A 24,669-nucleotide genomic window follows, 5' to 3' on the forward strand; every position below is an offset into this window, starting at 1 on the left:
CCTCTTGGGGGCGGGGTTTTACCGAATCCATATCTAAAAATCCATCCAGAAAAATTGAGAAACAGCAATAATGAGACCTATGGTATTTCCGACTATAAAAAACCACCTTTTGGCTCTTCCACTTATTCTATCCGACTCAACAAACAAACTCCAAACCAAAATCCCATTTATTACAACCATAACAATGAGAGCTAACCACCAATTGGCTGCCATTACAATTCCATCCTCTCCTGATCCCAATAATCATTTCATGCTTTTTTTAAATTACTTTAAATATCTATTTTTTGTCAATAAATTTTCTTATTGCCATTAATTATTTTGATTTTGATTCAACTACAAGGAACACTTACAGATGAATCAAGACGATATAAACACTTTCCCATAAACAAAAATACCATCCTCATACGGATGGTATTAATAATCCTTCTATCACATAGCTTCCTCATACCTGGCGAAGCGGAATCCTCACCGTCATTACAGTCCCTTCTCCTTGACGGCTCAGCGCTTCAATGGTACCTTTGTGCATTTGGACGATTTTGAGGCTGATAGATAGCCCCAGCCCGCTTCCTCCACCGACTCGTGTTCTCGATTTATCCGCTTTGTAGAATCTCTCGAAAATTTGGTCAAGGCTCTCCTCCGGCATCCCGATCCCTGAGTCCTCCACACATATTACAGCATTGTCGCCTTCTTGCTTCAGCAAGACTCGGATTGCTCCATTCTCGGGAGTAAATTTAATTGCGTTATGAAGCAGATTAACCCACACCTGGCTTAACAAATCATCATCGGCTTCAACCGTAAGCGGCGCAAGGTCTGCACTCACCTCAAGCTCCTTCTTGCTCCACTGAGGCTCGCTCGCCAGAATAAGAGCCTGCAGCCGCTTATCGAGCCGCAATTGCTCAGGGTGGAACGGATGGTGCTCCGATTCCAGCGATGCAAGCCGAAGCATGTTCTCCGACAGCCGGGAAAGTCTAATACTCTCCTGCTCAATGATATTAAGATAATGATCCCTCTGCTGGGGGCTGAGATCCTTATCCTTCAATACCCGAGCAAATCCGCTGATCGATGTCAGAGGAGACTGAATTTCGTGAGATACGTTAGAGATAAACTCCTGACGCATTCCTTCCAGCCTTCCCAGATCTATAGCCATCTCATTAATACTTTTAATGAGATCATTCATTCGTCCCTTCTCCCAGTTTGAGGGAATTTCGAGGACCCTAAAATCGCCTCGGGCTATTCGTTTCAATTCATCCTTAATGACTTGGATAAAATCGACTTGCTTCTTGCGCATGAGCAGGGAAACGAGCGACATACTTAGACCAAATAAGAAGAAACCCGTTAAAGCATTCAGGAGCAGCCCCAACAGAGCGGCTGGCTGCCAATTCAATAATCGGGTCAAATAATAAGCCGCTGTCCAGCAGAGCAAGAGCCAAGTTATGACTAAGAGAAACCAGCCTGCGTGCCATAGAATATCCTTTATACGAGAATGCTTCACGGAAATACCTCAAGTCGGTATCCAAGACCTCGTATCGTGCGAATTGCTACGCGATGCTCTTCAGGAGACAATCTTTCTCTGAGGCGTTTGATGTGTACGTCCACTGTTCTTTCATCGCCCTCGTAATCGAAACCCCAAATATGCTCGATTAATTGATCTCTTGAGAGGGTCTTACCCGGATAGCTGGCGAGCAGGAATAGCAATTCAAATTCCTTGAGCGGAAGGGTCAGGTCCTGCTGGCCAATCCGACATTCATAAGTCTTCCGGTTAAGCAGCAGCTCTCCTGCCTGCAACTGCTGAGATGCTGCGATACGGTAACGCTTGAGCAGCGCTTTGACTCGTGCCACAAGCTCCTGCGAGTCGAACGGCTTCACGAGGTAATCATCTGTTCCCAGCTCGAATCCCTTTACTTTATGGACAGTCTCTCCCTTAGCTGTAAGCATTAAGATAGGAAGCTCTTCATAATCAGCTTCAAGCTGCTTGCACAGCTCCCAGCCGTCCATCCCCGGCATCATAATATCGAGGATAACAAGGTCTGCCCTCGCAGCTTGAAGCTGTCTTAGCGCTTCGAAGCCGTTGCTTGCTTCGATTATGCTGAAGCCCTCCCTCGTCAGCAGATGGCCGACAAGCTCCCTTATATGGCTGTCGTCATCGACAATTAATATATCGGGCATAGTCTCATCCCACCTTTATATACAATCATCTGAACATAGTCCTGTTATCGTATTTTATCGGTTTCTCTCCGATCTCGTAAACAGTATAGTTCCAATTACAGTAAAAACAACAACGAAGCAAGCGATGATAGCCAAATCCAACATAGGGTTATAAAGAACGACCTTGTCATATACCGGGCTTCCAGCGTAGAAGACCGCCCTCGCAAGATCGATACAATAGGTCATAGGCATGATATGAGCTAGAAAGCCTAGCAAGCCTGTGGAATGCTGAATCGGAATCATAGCGCCGGAGAGAAACATCTGCGGCATAACAAGCAGCATGGAACCGACATCGGCTGTTCTGCTATCTTTTACGAATCCAATGAATAAAATGCCCAGTGACCCTCCAGCAAGGCAAAATAGAGGAGTCAAAAGAAAGAGGTAGACGATATGCATGCCGCCAAGCGGGATGTTCATAATGACTGCGATCAATAAAATACCGAGAAGGCCGATAAGGCTTGTGAAGCTTGATCCGACCAACTTGCCGATCATGATAGAGTATCGGGATATTGGCGAAACATATAGCTCCTGAGTCAGGTTCTGATCCCGCTCTTCAATCAGCGAGCTCATACCGGTTACTAGCCCAGTGAAGATACTATTCACAATCATCCCGATCATCATAAATTGCAGAAAATTATAGCCTAGGCCCCCTGCCATATTTTGAGACAAGCTGCCTCCAAAAATTCCTATAAAAATAACGGGCATTGCAATGGATATGAACATCAAGGTCGGGTTTTTTATCCCTTTGGTCACATCCCTCGCTGCGATAGCAGCTGCAGCGTTAAATTCTTTGCGCAATGAGATCATGCTTTCACCTCTTCCTGCAGTCCGCTAACCATTCTCAAATAAGCTTCTTCGAGTGTAGGCTGTCGAATATCCAGCCTTGTAAGCGGGGTCTGAAGCTTAGCAATGAACCCTTGGGCAGTCTGTTCTTCACATACAACACTAAGACTTCCCTGTTCTTCTATATAGTCCGCCTGAAGCACAGTCAGTTCTTCCTTGAGCCCCTCCAAATCCTCCGCATTAAGCCGTATAATTTGAGGACCTGCCAGCTGTCTCTTAATTTCATCTGGCGTTCCAAGGACAGCTATTTGTCCTCCTGCAACCATGCAGACACGGTCTGCCTCTTCCGCTTCTTCCAAGTAGTGCGTGGTTAGAAAAATCGTAATCTGCTCTTCCTTTCTCAGCTTTTGCAAATATGTCCAGATCGACTGGCGAGCAGAAGCATCCAGCCCTTGCGTCGGTTCATCCAAGAATAGAATGCGCGGATTGTGCATCAGGCTTCTCATAATTTCCAGCTTGCGCTTCATACCGCCCGAGAAGCCTTTGACCTTTTTGAACAAATTATCGCGCAGGCCAACTACCTCCGCGAGCTCTTCGATCCGTCGCTTATAGGTGGATGGCATTAGCCTATAGAGGGGACGATAGCCATAAATACCGTAAATACTGACATGCAGACGGATATTCTCTTCCGCTGTCAGATCCAGATCGAGGCTTGGATTCTGAAATATAATTCCGACATTCCTCCGAACCTCGGATGATTCCCGTTCTACATCGTAGCCGGCAATCTTTACTATGCCATCTGTTTTGGACAGCGTTGTAGTCAGAATCGAAATCGTCGTCGTTTTGCCAGCTCCGTTCGGTCCAAGCAGAGCAAAAAACTCACCCGGCTGCACTTCGAAGCTGATTCCATTCACAGCTGGACGCTCCGCTTTTTTATACTGTTTCACTAAATTGCTAACCGTAATAATCGGTTCCATAAGAAAATCCCCCTTCAGTGCTTCACTTCCCGAGTCCAGCAATTGCTGCACGCGCTGGGACACTAGTGCCGGGAACAAAACCATCATATCGGAGGAATGTGAACTGAATATGTACTGGATAAACCTCATTCCTATACCTCTTTAATATGCTTTAAAAAGGGAGAGCGTAATTTATTACTATAAATAGCTATCGAATAAGATTGCTCTGGTACAAGCAAGGGTACGATAATTTCTGGAGATTTCACAATTAACTCCTCACCGTTCCTTAATTTAAAAACTAAGTTATTGTTCTTATCCGACTTAATAAAAGTTCCTACAACTATATGTCTAGCAAATACAAAATTATAGTAACCCCCTCCACCCACAAGAATGAATACTCCAAGTACTACTAATAAGGCTTTCCATTGTTTTTTATTCATTTCTTCGACCCCACTGAACTTTTAAGATTGACTCAAGCCGACACTTAACATCATTCCAATCCTCATCAATGAAACTATATACTACATAATCTAATCCATTATATTTTTTTCTAAGTATCCCTTCCTTCTTTGCCCCCAATCGTTCAATAGCTTTTTGTGAACGGCAATGAGTTGCCGTCGTAATTAGTTCAACGCGAACAGCTTTCCATTCTTCGAATGCATGTTTTAATAACAAATATTTGCACTCTAAATTTACTGCTGTTCGCCACACTTCAGGTGAATACCATGTCCAGCCGATATTCAGATTCTTGTGCATAGACGAAATCCTTAAATATCGCGTCATTCCAACCACTTTATTAAGCGTTTTATCAAAGACAACATAAGGAAAATCCTCTCCATTGTCTCTCCCTAAAATTGCTGTGCGTATAAAGGACTGCATTTCATTTAAACTTTGGATTTTAATGGGGAGGTTTTCCCATATTAGAGGCGATTGTGAACATTGGAATAAGGAATCTGAGTGATCCAACTCAAGTGGGATTAATATTATTCTTTCACCCTCTAATTGAATGAAACTCATCGCCGATACCCCTTCCAAATAATAGTATTTATATAATTAACTTCTTCGCCTGCCCTTAAGATACCTGCCAAACTACCGTGCTACCCAGCCTAACACTTTACGATGAATAAGAAAAAAGACTGCCTCTTTATCAGCAGTCTCCCTTGTTACCAGGCATTGAATGAATGGATTATTTCAAGTGCATTTCATTTTAATATTCAGCTTCTATAAACTCCAAATATCTATGACTCCACATCTTTTCATAAAAGCTTATCGTCTCTTTTGCAGACATAAATGAATTATTCAATGTGGAGGTTGCGTTTCGTACCATAACGTTTCTGTAACCCAATCCATGAGCAAATTTAATAGTAGCATCCATACAGTACTCGGTTTGGGCACCACAAAATTCTATACTATGTGCATTTAATTGATCTAATATTTCTTTTAAGTTCGTTCTGTAAAAAGAATTTGCATGTATTTTTTTAATCAAGATATCTTGTTCCTGAACATCAATTTTAGCATTAATAGCCCAAAGTTCTTCTCCAGGTACTAATTCCTCATCACAATGTTGAACAAAAATAATTTGTTTATGTAGCTTTCTATACAAAGAAATTCTTTCATTTACTTTAGAAAGTAATTCTTGTAATCCAAATAAATGCTCTTCGCTGTAACATACGCCATTTTGTAAATCGATAACTAATAAAACATCTGCGCAAGTTCCCATAATTTTCACCCCATTATTTCTCGTATACTTGTTAATTTTAATTCTATCATCTTTATCCTGGCCGTTAGCTTATACCACGCACATTACTATCGTTCTCCATTAGCGTAATCAGTCATCATTTTTACTTTCATTCTGTTGAGTCATTTTATTTTGTTTATAACGCATAATAGCAATAGGTAAGTTCCCAATTCCCATAAGAAAACAAACTACAGGTGGTATCAACTGAAGGAAAGAAGGATAATTTGGTTTTCCGTCACCTACAGCTCCTAATTTAGGCTGATGAATATCCCAATAATTATAAAGCACCAAAATGACAGGTAATATTATACATACGACACATGCAACTATATGAAATACAAACCTGTTCAAATACTGTCCCCTCCAAACAATGTAATAGAATCTCATTATCATTCTCTATGTGATTTCCCCTCGAAATGCCCCGGCAGACTAACAGACGTAAGTCCCAATGGATGAATAAATATCTCTATCCCTTGAATATATCATCAATGTACTCTCTCCAGTAATCCACAATCCATTCGTTATACTTTACATATAGTGTCTTTAAATTTTCAGTTGAAGTGGCGTATGCGAGGCAGCCTCTATCATCGTACATGTGAAATAGAATGTCCTTTTCCATACTTAAAAAGTAAACTTTTTGTCCAATAGACGGTTCTCTTCCTTGCTCATAATGAGAAATCCCTTCAAGAATTTTTTTGTATGGAATTGAAGAGATCAAGCCTGATAAGACTTTAAACTGATACTGATGCTTAACTTCAATACTATTCCCGTCTTCATCCTCGTCTTCATCGATTTCAAACTGGGTGTCCTCTTCCATTGATTTTCCTTGGAGCAATTCATATAGATAGTCCGGGGTTGTATTTCCAAACATGGGATCTTCATAGGGTCCCCAATCTTTGATTAAGACGTATACAAAATCCTTCGGTTTAAAAAGCTCTTCGAAAATTGTATTCCCTCTTTTGTTGACTTGAACAATTCTCCGCTTTGACCCGTTTCGATATGGTGCACCTAACTCAAAACGGATGCTGATATCACTCCGATATTCAGGAAATTTATCTTGCAAGTAACTATATATATCCTGTAGCATTTGATCCCCTAAGTTTGTTCTGTCATGTGATCTTTCGTCTACTGAGGTATTCGGGAAGTGAATTAAACTAACCTGCCCGTTAGCTTAGCAATATTTCTCCTTTAATACACCTAAATATTTAGCATCAATTCCTGTAATGTTAGAGATAGTTGTTATCTCAAGCCCCTCTTTAATAGCTTTTCTGGCAATTCTTAAAAAATGCTTTATTTCCAAAATTCTATTTTCAAATAAGACTCCATCGAAATCTAAATATTCGTCGTTAATCTCTCCATCTAGATTAAATTCAATGTCGTAAGTTCCAATGTGAATTTCCAAATAAAGAATATTAACAGAACAAAAAATAACTGCCTCTTCAACATTAAATTTATATTTCAAGTAAATCTCTCGTTCTTCTACACTTATAAATTCCGGATATAGCTTACCATTAAAAGTCCTGAGATACTCTTCCTTATTTTCTTTACTCCACTTACTAAAACATTTCCAAAAACCATCTACTGTTTGTTTAATTGCATTATAGTTGGATTCCCAATCAATCAAGATTTTTTTATTCACAAATTTTACTCCTTACATCATGTTTTCACATTTTCCATTACTGTTTCCAGTTAGCGTAATGCTCTTCGGTAAAGTAGAGCCGAGTTATCAATTAGTGTGTACTGTTCGTCAGGTACTTTGTCCTTGAATGTGATATTAAGACTGCCTGAAACTTTTGTAGGTTATCCTTGAAATGAAATTTGGCTAATTGATAATTTTCATTTGGCCATACTTCATTAACATCAAACAAACCTTTGATATCTTCTTCTAGAGTCAAACAGCCCACGTAAAACTCTAATTCTCTATAGATTGAGATCAGAAGACAGATAAACTCATCTAACTCATCATTTCTTACACCTGGTTGATTCCACTCTGGCGCATCTTCTGCAGATCCGTAAAAATAAATCGAAAATAATAATATATCTGAACTTATTTTATCAACAAAAAGTAAAGCGCTCCGTAGTCGTGTTGTATTAACAGTTAAATTGAATGTTATTTGCTGAATCATTACACTATGAGGATCATCCTCAACATATGAATAACCCTCGTAGTATTGATACAGGTATGAGGGTTGTGAACTTCTATTTTAACGGTAACATTCTGAAGCTTAGAGATGACCTTCTCTATCTTAGTTGGCTCTTTAATTATAAAGCTAAGTTCTAAGAAGGTCCTCCTGTTAACCAATTCATGATTATTCACCTCACAAATAATAGTACCACATATTGGAACCTTTCTACCTATAGGTTAACGACGTACAGATTCGGATACTTTAAACTAGAGATCAATAACAATAGAGAAGGCTACCGACATCATGCATCGGCAGCCTTCCTCGTTAACAGAATATTTAATCGATAATTCAGTTGCATTTACAAACCTATACTTACTACCTCATTATCTGTGCTATAGCTAACAAACTTACCAAGCATCGTTTGATGATTTCTGATGTTAACCTTTTTCCGAAGCCAGCGGGCAAAGGTGTTATGGATTTATTACATCATACTCGTTCACATCAAATGAACCACTTGAATTGATTACTGCTTTACCGTATTTATTTTGTCCAGTAACATTATTCTTTGTATCCATCTATACGGAGCAAGTTCACTGTGACTAAACCACCATTTGTAATCTTTTCTTCTACCTCTTGTATCTCCGTCTCAAAGTCAAAAGTTTCTACTAAACTGGCAGTATAGTAATCGTAATTTTAGCTTTAATATTTTGGCTATTTCCAACATCTCCAGGGATAATCAACGTTCCGTTAATGGTTTGTTCTCCCTCGAGCGCGGAATTGAAATTACCTTTTATCCAGTTAACACTGGAAAGTACGCTGAATCCATTATTTAGTTCAGCAACAACCTTACTAGGCAGTCGCAGATTATTGAAATCTGTGCCGAAAGCAACGGTGATTCCTTTTGCAGTGGCAGAAGTGATTTGGGGCTTATCTTCTAATGTTAAACGGACCGTTGCCTTAATATTCGTTGTATTCGAGATGTTGTTAGGCAAGGTTAGTGTACCAGTTAAATTCTGCTCTTTAGCATTAGCATTATACCCTTGATTACTCCAAACCACTGGCAGGCTTAGAGAGCTGCCGTCAGCCAACTCTACAACTGTTCTCTTAGGCAAGTTTAGAGCGTTAAATTCCATTCCTATCATGCCAAAAGCAGCTTGTTGCTCTGCCTTAACAACATTTGGATTCTCCACAACCTTACGGGTACCTGTTACTACTAATTCCTCTAATCCAATAGCGTGGCCTGCTGCAGCTACATTCATTTTGGTGAAGTACAGCCTAATATAACGTTTGCCCGCAATTGGCCGCTCAAAAGTAATTTGATCAGTAGGATTAGCGGCTCCCCTATGCGGTTTGCTAATGGTGTGAATAGTCTCCCAGTTAGCATTACTTTCCTTACTGTCAGATAACTGAATAGTATAGTCTGTACCATAGACAAGATTGTAATATTTTGCAGAAACTGAGCTGATTTTATCTACATCTTCACCTAAGTCTACAACAATCCAAGCTGGATTTTGCGCTTGAGCGTCAGGCTGATTCTGCCTTTCTTTCATCAGATTGCTGCTCCAGCGGGTATTTGTCCCATCTACTGCGTTAGAGCCTGGGAAATCCTTAGTCTCTGTACCCGATACATAAGTGGCATGCTGTAAGGCAAGATTTTCTGGTTCAGCAGGTGTGCCAAACGACTTCTTACCATTTACCTGAATCTCTTTTATACTAATGCCAGTAGCAGCCTTTGCATTGATATTCATCTCTTTATAGTAGATACGTACATATTTGCCTTCCCCATTCGAACCCACTGGTATAGTGTGCCGATCATTTTGAACCTCACTAGGCTCCTTAATTACCTCTGTCACCTTTGTCCAAGTACTCTTGTCATCCGAAACCTGTATTTCATATTTGGTACCGCTAGCTTTAGCATGGTAATAAATATCTACATTTTCTATTGTATTGTTGCCTTCGCCTAAATCAATGACAACCCAGTTAGCTCCAGCTATTTGATTGGCTGGATTTAGGTCATCCCGCTCTTTCATCTTATTGGCACTCCAACGGGTATTGAAATCCCCATCTACAATGTTGCCGCCAGGCCAAGAACCCGCCACCTCTAAGCCTGAGACCTCTACAGGTTGGTTAAGAGCAAGGTTTCCTTCCTTGGTTTCCCCTAATGCAGCTTTAACTATTACTTTAGCCGTCAACGCTATTTGAGCTGGATTCGTTATGTTGGAAGGAAGCACTAAGCTTCCAGTCGCTGTATACTCTCCTTTAATTGTCGAATTGTATGTGCTAGCACTCCAGTTTACAGACAGCAGGGCTGTCTTGTTATTGCTAAGGGTCACCGTCACCTTTTCTGGCAGCCCCACCAATTCCCAAGTGGTACCATTATTCACAGTTACATCTTCGATCAACGGTACGTTAAAGATACTAGGATGAACGATTGTTATCTCCTCATCTGGCTCCACTCCATTTTGTCCGGTAGTAGAAAAGAAAATTTCTGCAATAGCAGGTCTCGTATTCTTAACCCATTCCAAACGCAGCTTTTGTATGCCATGTAAAGGTCTAGTATCAAATATAGTAGCACTTTTATCAAGTATCCCAAGATTGTTCCAGCTGCCATCTAATGACTGCGCTTTAACAACCGCATTAGAAAGGCTATTGGGATCTTGTAAAATATTAATGCTATTGACGTTTACATTGTCTGAGAGGATATATTCAAAATACCCATCTTCAATATCTATAAGGCCAGGAGCAAACATTGTAGATAAATTCCCATCTACCATATTCTTAAATTGACCCACGGGTTTACCAGAAAAAGCACTGATTTTTTCTGCTTCTTCTACTTTTTTATTTACTTCTAGCTCATGAAGCTTTAAGTAATAGCCATTGTTTTTGGTAATCCCGAGTTTAATGTATCTGGCCAGCGTTCCATTGCCATTCCCCTCAACATAGCGATATGGAGGATCTAAACGACTATCGCCTCCACCATCATTGACAGTGGCAATTGTTGTCCAATTGCTTTTATTCTCTGATAGAGAAAGGGTTCCATTATACACTTGCGGATTCCCATCAGCAGTAATTAGTGTTACATCATATACTTTTGTCAACACACCGAGGTCTACAATGATATATTGACCCGCTGCTTGAGCCTCATTGGTCCAGGCAAACGTATTTTCCTTTCCGTCAAAAAGATTTGCCCAGCTGCCTTCTTTTAAAGCATTCTGTAAGTTGGTTTCAATAACCTTAGGATTCATATCTACACTGGCTAAAGAAACGGATAAACGATTAAAATCAAAGGTTATAGGTCCAGCACTGTTATTATATAACCTAACATAGCGCATCGCCGTGTTCCCAGTTAAAGCAGAGGCATCTTTCCACTCGGCTTTATTTAAGGAGTATTCCAGCTTAGCTCCATTCGGTAACGAAGGATTTACTGTAATAGCATGAACGCCTACAATCTCAGGCAAGCTAATTCCCACATATCCTTTAGCAGGCAAGGTTATTCTATTTGATGCTGCAGTAAGCGTATAATCCGTACCATCTACTGTAACAGCACTATCTCTTAATCCATCTACATTAGTGTACACACCAAATGGAGAGGCGTTTCCATTAATCGTAAATTCACGGATAAAGGTCCAGTAATCCGGTTTTCCCGGGGTTCCAGCCTCAACAAGCCGAACCCGTACATACCGAGCCTTAATGTTAAGCTCCTTCATTTCGATACTGCGCGAATCCACAAGCGGCACTAATGTGTTCCACTTGTCACCATCAGAGGAGTACTCTAATGTAGCCTTATGGAAATAATCATGGTCCGTATCCGTTTTCCCTTGTAAAATTGCGATACTATTGACGGATATAGCCCTTCCAATGTCTATTCCAAAATAATCATTTTTTTGCTGCTTGGTTTGGAAGCTAGCATAGGTGCTTGGATTGCCATCGAACATTTTAGCTGTATTACTAGAGTCACTTACTTGTTCCCCACCCATTATTCCATAAAAGGAAGGAAGAAACTCCGTGCTGTCAGGATTAAGCAGGGGAGTAAGTTTATTTGTTACAACAGGAATTAACCCTGCAGCAAAAGGCTGCAGCCTTCTCGTACCTGCTTTTGCACGTGTCTCATTAGGAAAGGTCGTATAGCTGTCCCAAGTTGAAAGGGCTCTGCTGGCAGACGATAGGCTTCGCCAAGCCGTGTCCACATCATTCTGTTCCAATGCTATAACTGCTCGGAGGGCTTCCTTACCAGCAGTCGCAATATCCTTTAATGATTTAAGCCACGGATCGAGCTCCTGAACCAGGACAGGGTTATTGACATTTGCCCGAAAATCTTCAACAGCGAGCAGGATGTTATCAAATTCACTTAGCAATTGCAAGGCTTGCTGATCCTGCGCAATCGGCTTGCCGGCAGTTGCATTGGCTAACACTTTCTCTAAGCTGTCTTTTATATATTCACTTTCTGGAAAACCTGCTACACGAGTAGAATTAGGAGCGTTAGCGACATTTCTTCCTATCGTTAAATAAGACTCATATACCTCTGGTTGGAGATATTTAAAGCTGTCCTCCCAAAGCGTTACTGCGTACTCGCTATAGTTCTGATTATTCCAAAACAAGCTAGCTAGCTGGAATAGCCCTACTTTATTTGTTTCTGTAAATTGCGATGGGTTGGATACCGCCCCTCCAAGTCCAACTACTCCATTACGAACATAGTGGCTAATCTCTCCAAGGTAAATGCCTGATTTGGCATGCTCATTCACTGGATAGTTAATCCAAAACATAGGCTCCAAGCCTGTTCTGTTAATAACATAATCAATGCTGCTTTGGGTAATAGGACTATTCACATCCTGCCCTGTCCAGTAAATCATAATACGTTTATCTAGATTGCTTAGAGCCGCAAGCTCCTGCCCATTCCCTGACCAGCTAACGTTATAGCCCTGTGGACAATATACAATGGGTTCTAAGCCCTCTCTTTTATCAACATAATCGGTCATTAGGCGGTTTAGCAGTGCTACAACATCTTGGTTACTGCCAGATCCAAAGTCATCGTTTAGAACATCAATACGCCGAACACCAGCATTATATAGCTGATCAAACTTTTTAGTTAATAGAGTATAACGTTCCTCGTACTGAGCTGGATGTGTCGCTATCGTTATTCCTCTAAAAAAGGATTCTAAATGTACAGACCAAACAAATTTAACCTTTGTTTCTTTCCCTACTTCCACAAGGTCTTTTATCTGGTTGATTTGAGCCTCGGGGTATAGTTCTGCCCATTTGGATCTATGATATTCATCCCCTTTTGCGGCATATACATAGCTATTCATTTTTACATCTCGGGAGCTGCGCATTAAGCTAGCACGCCCTTCATGCTCCCAAGCGCCATAAAACCCTTCTACAATACCGCGGTACTTCATTTCAGCCCAATCTTCAATATGAACCGGCAGGAAATACCGTCCTGCAAATGAGGAAAACATCATCTGGAGAGTTGCAATACCATAGAAGGCACTATCTGTGTCTTTCCCTAAAATACTAATAACGCCTTCCTTGGCATCTAACCTATAAGAGTCAATTTTATTAAATAGACCAGGATTGATATTCGTTGCATTAGCACCATTGACGTAATTGTCAACCATCCCGCCTGAGCCTGATATTCCTACTAAAATATTGGTTTTGTTAGCGTCAATCTGGCTGCTTTCCGTATAAGTTAAATTATATTTATTCAGAATTTCTTTTAGAAAGTCTTTGGTATACTTATCAATTCCATTGGTACCACCTTCAAAGACCAGATTTACTCCATTACCTAAAGTAAAACGTTCTCCTCCTAAATAGGTTATAGAATGCGGCACAGGATAAATTTCATACTTATCTTCATTGTCAGAAAACCCTTGTTTTAACAGTGTCGGAACACTAGCATCCGTAGGCGGTACAAATGCATTTACTGGTGCAACGGTTGAAAAAAACGATGTTACACATAACATCGCACTCAAAACAATTAAACTTACTTTGTTAAGCCTGCTCTTGGAATTCATCTTTTGCCCCATAAAAAAACCTCCCAATGGTATGTTTTTAGAAGCAGACTCTCTATTTGGTATCTGCCCTTAAAAATGAAAGCGCTTTAAATTTTATAAAAAAAAAACAGCCTTTTTCAAGATCATTGATCACTCCTTCATATAATTATAAAGCTAGTGTCTTTATCTCTTTCAGGGTAAGCACAGCATAACACAGGTCAATTTTAGAAAAAAGTATGAAAATTTATACAACCTTTTTTAGCTTAATCATTCACTCTACATATCAATTCTATCTTTTTTCTGTTAATTTCGATAAATATATACAAATTATGCATGCAATATAACTGAAAAATACGAATTATTTCAATTAAACATCAAACTTTATGCAAACAATATTTAAGGGATACACATTCGTGTATCCCTTAAACAGATCTATCTTACTAATCAACTCACTAATAAAAGCTATCGGCGCGGAATCCTTAGGAAGCCTCTAGATCATGCGTAATCTCCTATAGGAGACGAGGTCATCTAACCGTCTGGTAAGAGAGGCTTATGGCTCCAGAATCAAATGTCTTGTTTTCGATAAGTTTAAGATTGACCTTCTCCTTGATACCTTGGAATAACGGCAAGCCGCTTCCGATCAGGACGGGAGAAACCGTAATTTTATACTCATCTATTAAATCAAGCTGCATAAGGTAGTGTGCCAACCTGGGACTGCCGAGGATGACCATATCCTTGCCTGGCTGCTGTTTGAGGTTCTTGATTTCTTCCTCGACATCTTCGTTCACCAGTCTGGAATTGTTCCAATCGACTTTCTCCAACGTCGTGGAAAAAACGATTTTGGCTGTCTTTTCTATCCATTCGGCATGATTCCGTTCATACTCCGAAGCTGATGGGTTCGAAGGCACAGATGGCCAGTAACTATGCATCATCTGATAAGTCCCACGTCCCCAAATGACTGTGTCGGCAGTACTCAGAATTTCTTGCGCATGTTTCTCCAAATCAGTATCGTAGGAAACCCAGCCAATGTCCATTTCACCGTTCGGCCCTTCTACAAAACCGTCAAGCGATGCGTGCAGAAATAAAACGAGTTTTCTCATGTTCGTTTCTCCCTCGATTTCGAATTTATTGCTCGATTTTTTGACCGTTAGCCCGCGTATCGTCCTGCATTTACGTTCATTATAAATCATTACGTTACGTAAGGTTCAAGTGAAAATCTGATGTTTTAAATCTCTATGTATGCACGTTCAATATCCTCAATCTTGAACCATTCCCCATCAACCAGAAACCCTTTCATACTATCAAGACGTTCCACTATGCCCACAATTTTAAGCTGCTCGAATTCGTCATACATATAGACAGTAATTGCTTGCCTCAGTTGATGGGAACTCATCAGCGCCCTTGAGACCTCTTCCCACTCTTGCAAATCCAATTCTTTACGCACACGTCTCTTCAACTCGTGGTCTTGATATCTAATCGTCTGAACATGCTTAGGCAGCATCATTCGACTACTCTCCCATAATCCGTTTCCTTCAAGCTTTGTTCTCATTTATAGTGACCTCCTATCTACTCGGGGCGATGCAGTTTGTTCCTATTATATACGAACATTTGTTCCTTATTCAATGAATAATTTTTGAGCAAAATAAAAAAGCTGCCTACTTGTATCGGCAGCCTTCCTCGTTCACAGAACATTGATCATAATGCAATATTAACAACATTTGGTATTTTGTCTCGAGTGACACTAACCTTTATGACAGTACCTGTACTAAATGTGCGTACTTACATATCGACAGTCCAATCTTTATACTCAAAAAGAGAAATTAATAAGAATTAAGGAGGACAAATCTTTGAGAACTCTTGTTATCGTAGCACACCCAAGCATAGAAACATCCGTCATAAATAAACGATGGGTAGAAGAACTCAAAAAATATCCAGAAAAGTATACTGTTCACGAATTATATGTGGTATTCCCTGATGGAAACATAGACGTGGAAAAAGAGCAAAAATTGGTTGAAGCTCATGGCAATCTTGTTTTACAGTTTCCTATATATTGGTTTAATTGTCCCCCTCTCCTTAAAAAATGGCTTGACGATGTTTTAACTTATGGATGGGCATATGGTTCAAATGGAGGCGATCATTTAAAGAATCGCAAAGTTGCTTTAGCAGTATCTGCGGGTATTAAAAAAGAAGATTATAGTGAAGAGGGAAGATACGGCTATACACTTGAACATTTATTATCACCTTTTGAATCTACTTTCCTATACTGCAATGCAAATTATCGTTCGTTCTTTGCGTATTATGGTACGGAAAATGAGCCTGGTGAAAATGTGCCTGGTGCAGAAAAAGAACCTTCTGCAGACCAAATGGACAAAAGCTCAATAAATTATTTAAATTTTGTTGACTACCTTTAAAGCTAGCTTTATTAAAACTGTTATAAAAAAAGAAGTATTTCCTTGTTCAGGAGATGCTTCTTTTGAAATAAAAAAATAGCTATGTCTACCTGTTTTTTTCTCCCCACTCGCACATCATATTTAACAATGGAATGAGAGAAAGACCACGTTCAGATAACGAATATTCAACTTTTGGAGGTACTTGTGGAAATTCCTTACGTATGATGAGACCATCTGCTTCCAACTCTTTTAACATGATACTTAACGTCTTAAAGGATATGGTACCTATAAATCGCTTCAACTCATTAAACCGCACAACCTTATTTTCAGACAACTGATACATAATAGTCATCTTATATTTACCGCCTATTAAGGACAACGTGTACCCAAAGCCAGTGTCTTTTATTATCACGCCAGTCGGAACACAGGTTTCACTCACAAGTAACACTCTCCTTTTGATAAGTATATGATATAGATGTTCATCTTACACCTGGTTGATTCCACTCTAGCGCATCGTATGCAGATCCGTAAAAACAAATCGAAAATGATACTATATCTGAACTTATTTTCTCAACAAAAAGTAAAGCCCTCCGTGGTCGTGTTGTATGGACAGTTAAGTTAAGTGTTATTTTTTTGAATCAATACACTGTAAGGATCATCCTCATTATATGGATAGCCCTCGTAGTATTGATTCAGATATTCCGGAGGGTTGTGAACTTCTATTTTAATGGTAACATTCTGAAGCTTAGAGGACTATCGCTATCCGATAGCGTAATCGACACTCGGCACCCATCCTTAATTTTCATATATTCAGAGGAATTCCTTTTAGTTATTTTGCATAATTTACGCCTCCGAATCCATTAGACCGATGAATTCTCGGATCGACTGTCGTCTATATTAACGAAGGCATAAATGAACCCAAACTAATTTGACGAAGAGGTGTTTTGAAAATGGCATTAACATCCGCATTCACGAGCTTCAACCTGCCTGTAAGAAATGTGGAACAATCGAAAGCGTTCTTCACCGGACTCGGATTCGAGCTCAACCAGCAATTCCCCGATAACGAGAATTCGGTAGCCATCGTGATCGGCGACAACCTGCAGGTCATGCTGATCAATCAAGCATTCTTTAATACGCTCACGGAGAAGGAATCCGTCGATACGAGCAAGTATGCGCAGATGACGATCGCATTGGCCTTCGAGAGCCGGGAAAAGGTCGATGCGATCGTGAATACCGCGGTCTCTTTGGGCGGGACATTGCACGCTGAACCTGAAAATCATGGGGCCATGTATCATTGGGGCTTCGTGGACTTGGACGGTCATCTGTGGGCCATAAACTACATGAACCTGGATGTGGCACAAGGTTAAGGCAAACGGAGAGCACGCTCCTTACTAGGGTTTAAAAAGAAAGACGCCGGGCATCTTCCCCGGCGTCTCCTTCGCGATTCGTAGAGTTGTGTTAACATACTGTCATTGTTTACGTAATTAGAATCACTCATAGCTGCTTTTGAAGCTTTGATTTTAGAAAGGCAATATTCAAACCTTCAACATACGTAGCCTTCAGGGGTGTAACTATCGTTTCCCGTTAGTTTTACCTCTCGATGTAATTCTTATATATTTCTCTAGCCGCTAAATCAATTTCACATAGTTTTTCATTCTTAGTTGGACTCATAAATAATCTTAATAAGTCTGGTCCGATTTCCTTTTTAACTTCATTCGGTAAATTTGGTATAAGAAAATATATACACGAATACTGCCAACCATCATCACCGCTATTTAATACCATTCTTATTTGTGGAATAATGTCTTCTGGTCTTGATAATGCAAGGATTGTGCATAGTTCCTGTGCAATCGGCCAGTTACAATCTTGAGTCCATTCGAACAGTTTTTCTATTATCGGTTGAAGAGAAAAATTACCGGAAGCAATCATTCTTAACTTATTTATTGCCTCCATGTCAAATTTGTCTTTGGGAACTAACTCTTCTATGGGGAACAGATAAACCCTCCTCTATCGTACTTCTGTTATTGCCACTGGAGCAATCGCATGATCCGTTCAACTAAAGTTCCTCGTTAGCTCAACTGACTGCATCAATTTATGAGAGGAAGTAGCCACGTATTGCGAGTTTATCTGCCCGATTTGGCCGACACGGAAAAATAACTCATCTCAACGGGTGAGACGGACTTTGGTTTCGGTTCCCCCATCCTTTTCTCTAATAAGCCGTCTAGATCTACATCCGGGCAGTCCCGTCGGTATCTCCCCTCCTCCAACTTCATGTCGATAAAATCGACGATCTGCTGCAACGAGGCGATTTGGCTAACAACATTTTTCCGGTGGCTCGTTAAAAGTTCCACGAGTTCGGGATATTCCGCGGGATCAGTATCGGCAGAGACTGCCAAAAAAGGCCGCATCTCCTCTGGAGGCGCATGTTTCATCATTCGTAAAGGAAAAATACAACCTAGTAAAGCTGACAATTGTTATCAGTAAAGATAGAAATTAATGTCTTTGGCTACCGCTATTATATTTATTAGATTTTCGTTCTCCGTTAGCTCAATAGTCTTATGTTTTAATTAGAGTCGCTTCTTATAGTTGTGAGGCTTGCCGAACACCTAATGCAGTGACGTCCCGACGGGCTTAGGGGCTGAACGTGGTCACTCGCTTCTCAGAGTGACCCGGAGCGTCAATATGGTGTTAGCCGAAGGAAGTCCTGGAAGCAGCCATTGCATTTAAGGCGTTCTCAAAATAGCTATATACTTCATCTGCAATTCCCAGAAACTCTTCAACAAGTACATTACTATCCAAGTAACAAGCATACAGATAATCAACTAAAGCGGATTCAATCTCACAATAGTTTAATATGGCATTCTTCATCTTAATAATGTCATCTTGCCATAAACCTGTCTCTTCTAAAACCAAAGAATATAATGCACGAATTAATCTCTTAGAGTAACCTTTAATATATCTAGTTTTCATTGTGTTATCACTAGCATTAGAAAGTAAACTATGTATACGATCTACTTCCTCCTTGGTCTCTGTATTTAAGTCTAAAATGAACTCTGGAGAAATAATTATCGGTGGTACTTTTTCACCAACGTCATGACCATATATGCAAACACAAATTATCTTTACCCAAAAACCCCACTCATTTGGTTTACTTAATACATCATCAATCGAGCAAATTATCGTATCAATCTTAGTTACTACTGGATATTCTTCCAAAAGCCTGTCTTTAATACTTGACAATCTTTCGTAATCAATATCTTTGGGATTTACACATACAATAGTAAAGTCTGCGTCTGACTTAAAAGGTTTAGCAGTTCCTTTTGGAATCGAGCCACACATATAAATGCTATGAATCTTACCTTTAAATTCGGTAAGTATATTATCTATATACTTATCAACAAAATCCTTATATTCACTTTGTATTACAATTCTATTTATAACTTTTTCTAATATCATATAGACTCCTCCAAAACAAAGAACTTCTTTCGGCTAACGTCTTTTTTGCGAACTTCGTAAATTCTTCATGACTTAAGTTATTCGCGAAATCATTCAACTAACCTGCCAGTTAGTTTTATGACGTACAGATTTCGAATACTTTAAACTAGACCAGCAACAATAGAGAAGGCTGCCGACATCATGCATCGGCAGCCTTCCTCGTTATCAGAACATTTAATTAATAATTCAAATACACTTATAACTTCAATGTGCACATTTTCGTTGGTACATCATTGTTATAAGTAAAGATGGAATTTAAAGTCTTTAGCGGCCGCTCATTTTCGAACGCAAAAAATGTGATCTTATTGTGATTATTAAAAAAATCACAATTGTATTCAAACCTTCAACATATGTAGTCCTTCTGGGGTATAACTATCGTTACCCGTTAGTTGAATAGTGCTTTATATTCCAATTTACTCTAATTAAAACACGCATTTTGAAGTATTGCTATCCATTAATTCAATAAAAACCTTAACCACTTCTATTAGTGTTATACTAAGATTAAATTAAAAGTTAGTCCTAGGAGGACGACAATATCTTAAAAACAGATTTCATAGATGTAATGTCTATTATTTCCGATAAGCTTTATGAATCGGCCGCAAGTGTAATGGATACTGCCAGCAAAATGATGCCGGCGAACACTTTTTGTATTGCGAGTTTAGATAAGGAATCAACGAAAGTGATTAAGGCTTTCAATCGTAGTAAAGTAATTCTTACTGAGGGACTAGTCGTAGCCAATCCAGATTCATATTGTGCTCTCGTAACTGAGCATGCGCAAGGTCCGCTTATCATAGATAATAATATGACGCACATTCTTACTAAAGATATGGATGCTACACCTTTTGTTGGAGCGTGTTCTTTTTTAGGAGTTCCAATCCAATCGGAAGATGGGACAAACTATGGTTCACTCTGCGCTTTTGATCATGAATTTTATCAATACCAACAGAAAGATGTAGAATTACTCCTTTCATTATCGAATTTCTTTTCCACACTCTTGGAGTTGGAAACAAACATTCAGAATCTTAAAAAGGCTGAGATTATTGCATCAAGGCTGATGACGGAGAAATCAAACCTCTTAGCGGTACTGAGTCATGAAATTCGAACACCTATGAACGGTATATTAGGTATGGCGGACTTACTTCACTCTACAGAATTGTCACTAGAGCAAGCCAATTATATAAATATTATACAAGATAGCGGCAATAGTCTTCTTTCGTTGATGGATCAAATTTTGGACTATTCGAAAATAGAAGCAGGTGCAATGGAACTTGAGTATAAACCGTTCAGTATCAAAGAGAACGTTAATCATGTGATGCAATTGTTTGCAGCGGAAGCATCGAGGAAGGGCCTTGAAATATACGCAGAGTTCGATTCAGCGGCAGATATCCTTGTTATGGGAGATAGCAATAAAATCAGACAAATACTCTCTAATTTGGTGGGTAACGCGATTAAGTTTTCGCAACAGGGCTACATTTCTATTAACGTTCAAATGAGTTTATCCCGAGGAGATTCAATCGATTTAATCGTTAAAGTGAGGGATACAGGCATAGGCATTCCAGAGAATAAAAAGGAGCACTTATTCAAGGCCTACTCCCAAATTCACGAAAAAAATACACCAGGAAAATTCGCCGGCGCTGGTTTGGGATTATCAATTTGTAAACAACTAGTGGAACTAATGGGTGGAGACATATGGCTTGTAGAATCAAGTGACAGTGGTAGCCTTTTTGCATTTAGAATAACGTTAAGGGAGTGCTAGAGGCATAATTTGTTTTAATATACACATTATCAAATAAAAGATAGACATTACTTTCAGCTACCTTTTATTCTTGTTTTGGTCTATCGAGTGCTGTTAGCTAAGCAGCAAATGCATTATAACTCGTTATTTCTCCAAAGCACTACCAGTCGACCTTCAGGATCTTCAACTATACTGCCCGTTAGCTTAATGACGTACAGATTTCAAATACTTTAAATTAGACCAGCAACAATAGAGAAGGCTGCCGACATCATGCATCGGCAGCCTTCCTCGTTAACAGAACATTTAATTGATAATTCAGGTGCATTAATGAATAACAAATATGAGAAATAAACCCCCTAATAGTAACGCTAATCGTGTTTAGCGACTATCAAAAACAAGTATATCAAGTAATTATCGAATGTGTGTACTCCTTCAAATTCTCTTCCCCCCAATCATGCATTGCCTCTATAATTGGAGAAAATTTTGTTCCTAAATCTGTTAATGAATACTCTACTCTTGGCGGAACTACCTTGAATACTTCACGATGGATTAATTTATCCTGCTCCAGTTCCCTCAACTGTTTTGTCAACATGGCCTCAGTAATCTCCGGGAAACATCGACGGATCTCTCCAAAACGTCTAGGTTCCTCTGAAAGATACCATAGTAGTAAGAGCTTCCATTTCCCTCCTAATATTTGTTGAACTTTTGCTAAACCACAGTCAGGTGTACGGAACTTAGTATTTTTAGTCACATTTCTCCTCCTAAAAAAGCTAATTAAAATCTCTTTACTATCAAAAAACATAGTACCTATTAAAAATAACAGTACTTGCTAATATCACTTTTAAGAAATAAGGTAATAGTACCACGTTTGCTGTGGTTTTTAAATAATCTATTTCATGATGGAGGAATGGAAATTGAAGGGCTCCCAAAAGATATTACTCGCTGCGCAAAACATTTGTAGAGAAAGTCATCCCCCTTTTACAAGATAGAGACTTGTACCATAAGGATTATAAAGGAACAACTTTACGTGAGCATTTAGGACTACCTATCAATATGGACGTGAGAACAATCACTAGAAAGGATGTAGGTAGAACATGGTTCAACGTTTATCTATATTGGATATGGCTCCAGTCGATCATAAAACATCAGCCAAACAAGCTTTAATAAATTCGGTTAAACTAGCGAGTAAAGTGGATGAACTAGGTTACGAACGCTTTTGGGTCACAGAGCATCATAATCTTTCCTCCGTAGCCAGCGCTTCGCCCGAACTATTGATCGGTCAAATAGCTGCGAATACGCAGCACATACGGGTTGGTTCAGGTGGCGTCATGCTTCCCAATCATTCTCCGTTAAAAGTAGCTGAGAACTTCAAACTACTGGAGACGTTTTACCCAGATCGCATTGACTTGGGTGTGGGCCGTGCACCTGGAACTGACAGTAAAACTGCGCTTGCCTTACGTCGCTCTATAGATTCATTAAACTCAGATGATTTACAGGGATTGCTTCGCGAATTAAGAGGATATGACCATTCTTCAGCGTCGTTGTCTGATGATTCATTTGCCCAGATCATTGCGATGCCACAAGACGCACCACTTCCGCCAATCTGGATTCTAGGGTCCAGTTCATATAGTGCCCAACTTGCTGCAATTGAAGCAGCCAACTACTCTTTTGCATATCATTTCAATCCCGCAGGGGCAAAAGAAGCCATCTCATTGTATCGCAAGCTTTATCAAGCAAATCATGGCGTGTCAGCACCAGATGTTATATTAGGCATTTCAGTAATCGGCGGAGATACGGATAAAGAAGTGGAATATCAGAAAAGAATTCTAAGTTTAAAATTTTTACAAAGCTTAGGGTACTTCAAAGGTTTTGATCCACTGAATGCACATGAGTTACAGTTTTCTGAAGCTCATCATCAAGCTGCGCAATCGTTTTTATCTACGAATGTAATAGGTACGTGGAGCGAATTGAAGCCCAAATTGGACTATTTGGCAGATACCCTAGGTGTCCAAGAACTCATCGTGTCAACTGCCCAAGAAGGCCTTGATACGCGATTAAAATTGTATGAGAAACTTGCTGAGTCTTATAATCTACAACCAAATTAAAAATATACCCATGAAAGGTGACATCAATATGAATAATCAAAAATTGATTTTAGTTACGGGCGCTACTGGATTACAAGGCGGTGCTGTTGCAAATGAAGCATTAAAACAGGGATTTAAAGTTCGTATTTTAGTTAGAGATATAAATTCTTCTAAAGCCCAGGCGCTTATTCAAAAAGGGGCAGAAGCTGTAGTAGGTAACTTCGATGACCCATCCTCTTTGGAAAATGCGATGAAAAATGTCGATGCTGTTTTCTCTGTGCCGATTTCTGGAATAGATACCAATGAAACGGATCGAGAGAGAAAACAAGCTTTTGCATTAATTCAAAGTGCAAAAAAAAGTGGCGTAGAACAATTTGTGCATACTTCCGTTGCAGCCACAAGCAGATATAATGACTTCCCAGATTGGGGAACAGGTTATTGGTTTGAAAAATATTGGACAGATAAGTGGGATATAGAGGAAGCTGTTCGGTCAGCAGGCTTTCCTACATGGACTATCGTGAAACCAGCATGTATTATGGAAAATTTCACTGCTGAAAAATCTGCGTTTATGTATCCTGATTTACAACAAGGGGAAATAAAAACGGTTACGTTTACGGATACACCTATAGATCACATTGCAATTGAAGATCTTGCTTCTTTTGTTTGTGCAGCCTTTGCAGATCCTGAAAAATTCAATAAACATAATATTGAGTTAGCTGCCGAATCGATTTCATATAAAGAAATTGCCGAGATCATCTCGGAGGTAACAGGAAAAGAGCTTAAAATTACAACACTTAGTATTGAAGAAGCATTAGAGCAAGAAATTCATCCATTAGCTGTACGAGGTGAACAATGGAACAACGTAGTTGGTTATAATGTAGATATTGATTTATTAGAGAATTACAATATCAAATTAACTTCGTTTAAAGAATTTGCAGAAAAATATAAAGATAAGTTTAAAATAAATTAACCGCCAGTTAGATGAAAAAGCAGTCGCTCTCAATGAGCGGCTGCTTTCATAATTGTAATGAGATTACTTTAAAGTAGAGCTCAGCAACAATAGAGAAGGCTGCCGACATCATGCATCGGCAGCTTTCCTCGTTAACAGAACATTTAATTAATAATTTAAATACATTTATAAACCTATAATCACTTATAACTTCAATG

The 24,669-nt window shown here is 39.5% G+C and carries 26 protein-coding genes; 5 read left to right on the top strand and 21 right to left on the bottom strand.

Going from position 1 to position 24,669, the window contains the following annotated elements:
• Positions 1 to 33: 33 nt before the first annotated feature.
• The 16 genes from AC50YO_RS03775 to AC50YO_RS03850 form a co-directional block, all read right to left on the bottom strand.
• The gene (locus AC50YO_RS03775; RefSeq protein WP_494843422.1) at positions 34 to 213 is read right to left on the bottom strand and encodes a hypothetical protein; all 180 of its coding nucleotides are present in this window, start codon (positions 211 to 213) and stop codon (positions 34 to 36) included.
• A gap of 229 nt (positions 214 to 442) precedes the next feature.
• Positions 443 to 1,177 (bottom strand): sensor histidine kinase, encoded by a 735-nt coding sequence (locus tag AC50YO_RS03780; protein WP_494843424.1) that lies wholly within the window; start codon positions 1,175 to 1,177, stop codon positions 443 to 445.
• A 73-nt stretch (positions 1,178 to 1,250) separates the two neighbouring features.
• Positions 1,251 to 1,505, bottom strand: a complete 255-nt coding sequence (locus AC50YO_RS03785) for a hypothetical protein (RefSeq protein WP_494843426.1) — start codon at positions 1,503 to 1,505, stop codon at positions 1,251 to 1,253.
• On the bottom strand, positions 1,489 to 2,166 hold the full coding sequence (locus AC50YO_RS03790) for a response regulator transcription factor (protein WP_494843428.1): 678 nt from the start codon (positions 2,164 to 2,166) through the stop codon (positions 1,489 to 1,491). The genes AC50YO_RS03785 and AC50YO_RS03790 overlap by 17 nt, the downstream gene beginning before the upstream one ends.
• A gap of 54 nt (positions 2,167 to 2,220) precedes the next feature.
• Positions 2,221 to 3,012 carry an ABC transporter permease gene (locus tag AC50YO_RS03795; protein WP_494843430.1) on the bottom strand — a complete coding sequence of 264 codons (792 nt, stop codon included), beginning with the start codon at positions 3,010 to 3,012 and terminating at the stop codon, positions 2,221 to 2,223.
• A complete protein-coding gene (locus AC50YO_RS03800) occupies positions 3,009 to 4,094 on the bottom strand; it encodes an ABC transporter ATP-binding protein (protein ID WP_494843432.1) in 1,086 nt (361 codons plus the stop codon). Before AC50YO_RS03800 ends, AC50YO_RS03795 begins: the two co-directional genes overlap by 4 nt.
• Positions 4,095 to 4,096: 2 nt before the next feature.
• Positions 4,097 to 4,384: a hypothetical protein gene (locus AC50YO_RS03805; protein WP_494843434.1), complete on the bottom strand. Its 288-nt coding sequence runs from the start codon at positions 4,382 to 4,384 to the stop codon at positions 4,097 to 4,099.
• Entirely contained in the window at positions 4,377 to 4,961 is a 585-nt protein-coding gene (locus AC50YO_RS03810; protein ID WP_494843436.1) for a GNAT family N-acetyltransferase, read from the bottom strand. Before AC50YO_RS03810 ends, AC50YO_RS03805 begins: the two co-directional genes overlap by 8 nt.
• 190 nt (positions 4,962 to 5,151) lie before the next feature.
• A complete protein-coding gene (locus AC50YO_RS03815) occupies positions 5,152 to 5,664 on the bottom strand; it encodes a cysteine hydrolase family protein (RefSeq protein ID WP_494844111.1) in 513 nt (170 codons plus the stop codon).
• Positions 5,665 to 5,772: 108 nt separating this feature from the next.
• A complete protein-coding gene (locus AC50YO_RS03820; RefSeq protein WP_494843438.1) occupies positions 5,773 to 6,033 on the bottom strand; it encodes a hypothetical protein in 261 nt (86 codons plus the stop codon).
• Positions 6,034 to 6,148: 115 nt separating this feature from the next.
• On the bottom strand, positions 6,149 to 6,745 hold the full coding sequence (locus AC50YO_RS03825) for a DUF3885 domain-containing protein (protein ID WP_494843440.1): 597 nt from the start codon (positions 6,743 to 6,745) through the stop codon (positions 6,149 to 6,151).
• Positions 6,746 to 6,853: 108 nt separating this feature from the next.
• Positions 6,854 to 7,321 carry a hypothetical protein gene (locus tag AC50YO_RS03830; RefSeq protein WP_494843442.1) on the bottom strand — a complete coding sequence of 156 codons (468 nt, stop codon included), beginning with the start codon at positions 7,319 to 7,321 and terminating at the stop codon, positions 6,854 to 6,856.
• Positions 7,322 to 7,412: 91 nt separating this feature from the next.
• Positions 7,413 to 7,808 carry a hypothetical protein gene (locus AC50YO_RS03835; RefSeq protein WP_494843444.1) on the bottom strand — a complete coding sequence of 132 codons (396 nt, stop codon included), beginning with the start codon at positions 7,806 to 7,808 and terminating at the stop codon, positions 7,413 to 7,415.
• A gap of 665 nt (positions 7,809 to 8,473) precedes the next feature.
• Positions 8,474 to 13,831 carry a beta-N-acetylglucosaminidase domain-containing protein gene (locus AC50YO_RS03840; protein WP_494843446.1) on the bottom strand — a complete coding sequence of 1,786 codons (5,358 nt, stop codon included), beginning with the start codon at positions 13,829 to 13,831 and terminating at the stop codon, positions 8,474 to 8,476.
• A 491-nt stretch (positions 13,832 to 14,322) separates the two neighbouring features.
• Entirely contained in the window at positions 14,323 to 14,898 is a 576-nt protein-coding gene (locus tag AC50YO_RS03845; RefSeq protein ID WP_494843448.1) for a dihydrofolate reductase family protein, read from the bottom strand.
• A gap of 125 nt (positions 14,899 to 15,023) precedes the next feature.
• Positions 15,024 to 15,347 (bottom strand): YolD-like family protein, encoded by a 324-nt coding sequence (locus tag AC50YO_RS03850; RefSeq protein ID WP_494843450.1) that lies wholly within the window; start codon positions 15,345 to 15,347, stop codon positions 15,024 to 15,026.
• A 298-nt stretch (positions 15,348 to 15,645) separates the two neighbouring features.
• Here AC50YO_RS03850 and AC50YO_RS03855 point away from each other — a divergent pair, with 298 nt between their 5' ends.
• On the top strand, positions 15,646 to 16,209 hold the full coding sequence (locus tag AC50YO_RS03855) for an NAD(P)H-dependent oxidoreductase (protein WP_494843452.1): 564 nt from the start codon (positions 15,646 to 15,648) through the stop codon (positions 16,207 to 16,209).
• An 85-nt stretch (positions 16,210 to 16,294) separates the two neighbouring features.
• On the opposite strand, the gene AC50YO_RS03860 is transcribed toward AC50YO_RS03855, so the two are convergent.
• Positions 16,295 to 16,627: a winged helix-turn-helix transcriptional regulator gene (locus AC50YO_RS03860; RefSeq protein ID WP_494843454.1), complete on the bottom strand. Its 333-nt coding sequence runs from the start codon at positions 16,625 to 16,627 to the stop codon at positions 16,295 to 16,297.
• A gap of 511 nt (positions 16,628 to 17,138) precedes the next feature.
• Here AC50YO_RS03860 and AC50YO_RS03865 point away from each other — a divergent pair.
• Positions 17,139 to 17,555, top strand: a complete 417-nt coding sequence (locus tag AC50YO_RS03865; RefSeq protein ID WP_494843456.1) for a VOC family protein — start codon at positions 17,139 to 17,141, stop codon at positions 17,553 to 17,555.
• A 223-nt stretch (positions 17,556 to 17,778) separates the two neighbouring features.
• Here AC50YO_RS03865 and AC50YO_RS03870 read toward each other — a convergent pair whose 3' ends face one another.
• The 3 genes from AC50YO_RS03870 to AC50YO_RS03880 all read right to left on the bottom strand — a co-directional run bounded on the left by AC50YO_RS03870 (position 17,779) and on the right by AC50YO_RS03880 (position 19,644).
• Complete coding sequence (locus tag AC50YO_RS03870; protein ID WP_494844113.1) at positions 17,779 to 18,183, bottom strand: DUF5071 domain-containing protein; 405 nt, start codon at positions 18,181 to 18,183, stop codon at positions 17,779 to 17,781.
• Positions 18,184 to 18,311: 128 nt separating this feature from the next.
• Positions 18,312 to 18,623, bottom strand: coding sequence for a MerR family transcriptional regulator (locus AC50YO_RS03875; protein WP_494843458.1), 312 nt, complete (start codon positions 18,621 to 18,623; stop codon positions 18,312 to 18,314).
• A 253-nt stretch (positions 18,624 to 18,876) separates the two neighbouring features.
• Entirely contained in the window at positions 18,877 to 19,644 is a 768-nt protein-coding gene (locus AC50YO_RS03880; protein ID WP_494843460.1) for a nucleotidyltransferase domain-containing protein, read from the bottom strand.
• A gap of 601 nt (positions 19,645 to 20,245) precedes the next feature.
• Between AC50YO_RS03880 and AC50YO_RS03885 the strand changes: the two genes are divergently transcribed.
• Positions 20,246 to 21,439 carry a GAF domain-containing protein gene (locus AC50YO_RS03885; RefSeq protein WP_494843462.1) on the top strand — a complete coding sequence of 398 codons (1,194 nt, stop codon included), beginning with the start codon at positions 20,246 to 20,248 and terminating at the stop codon, positions 21,437 to 21,439.
• 382 nt (positions 21,440 to 21,821) lie between these two features.
• Here the strand turns inward: AC50YO_RS03885 and AC50YO_RS03890 are convergent, their stop codons facing one another.
• The gene (locus AC50YO_RS03890; protein ID WP_494843464.1) at positions 21,822 to 22,169 is read right to left on the bottom strand and encodes a winged helix-turn-helix transcriptional regulator; all 348 of its coding nucleotides are present in this window, start codon (positions 22,167 to 22,169) and stop codon (positions 21,822 to 21,824) included.
• Positions 22,170 to 22,512: 343 nt separating this feature from the next.
• Between AC50YO_RS03890 and AC50YO_RS03895 the strand changes: the two genes are divergently transcribed.
• Together AC50YO_RS03895 and AC50YO_RS03900 are read left to right on the top strand one after the other, a co-directional pair.
• Positions 22,513 to 23,523, top strand: coding sequence for an LLM class flavin-dependent oxidoreductase (locus tag AC50YO_RS03895; protein ID WP_494843466.1), 1,011 nt, complete (start codon positions 22,513 to 22,515; stop codon positions 23,521 to 23,523).
• Positions 23,524 to 23,551: 28 nt separating this feature from the next.
• Positions 23,552 to 24,472: an NmrA/HSCARG family protein gene (locus tag AC50YO_RS03900; protein WP_494843468.1), complete on the top strand. Its 921-nt coding sequence runs from the start codon at positions 23,552 to 23,554 to the stop codon at positions 24,470 to 24,472.
• Positions 24,473 to 24,669 lie beyond the last annotated feature (197 nt).

This window comes from Paenibacillus sp. J22P59, from assembly GCF_059383895.1.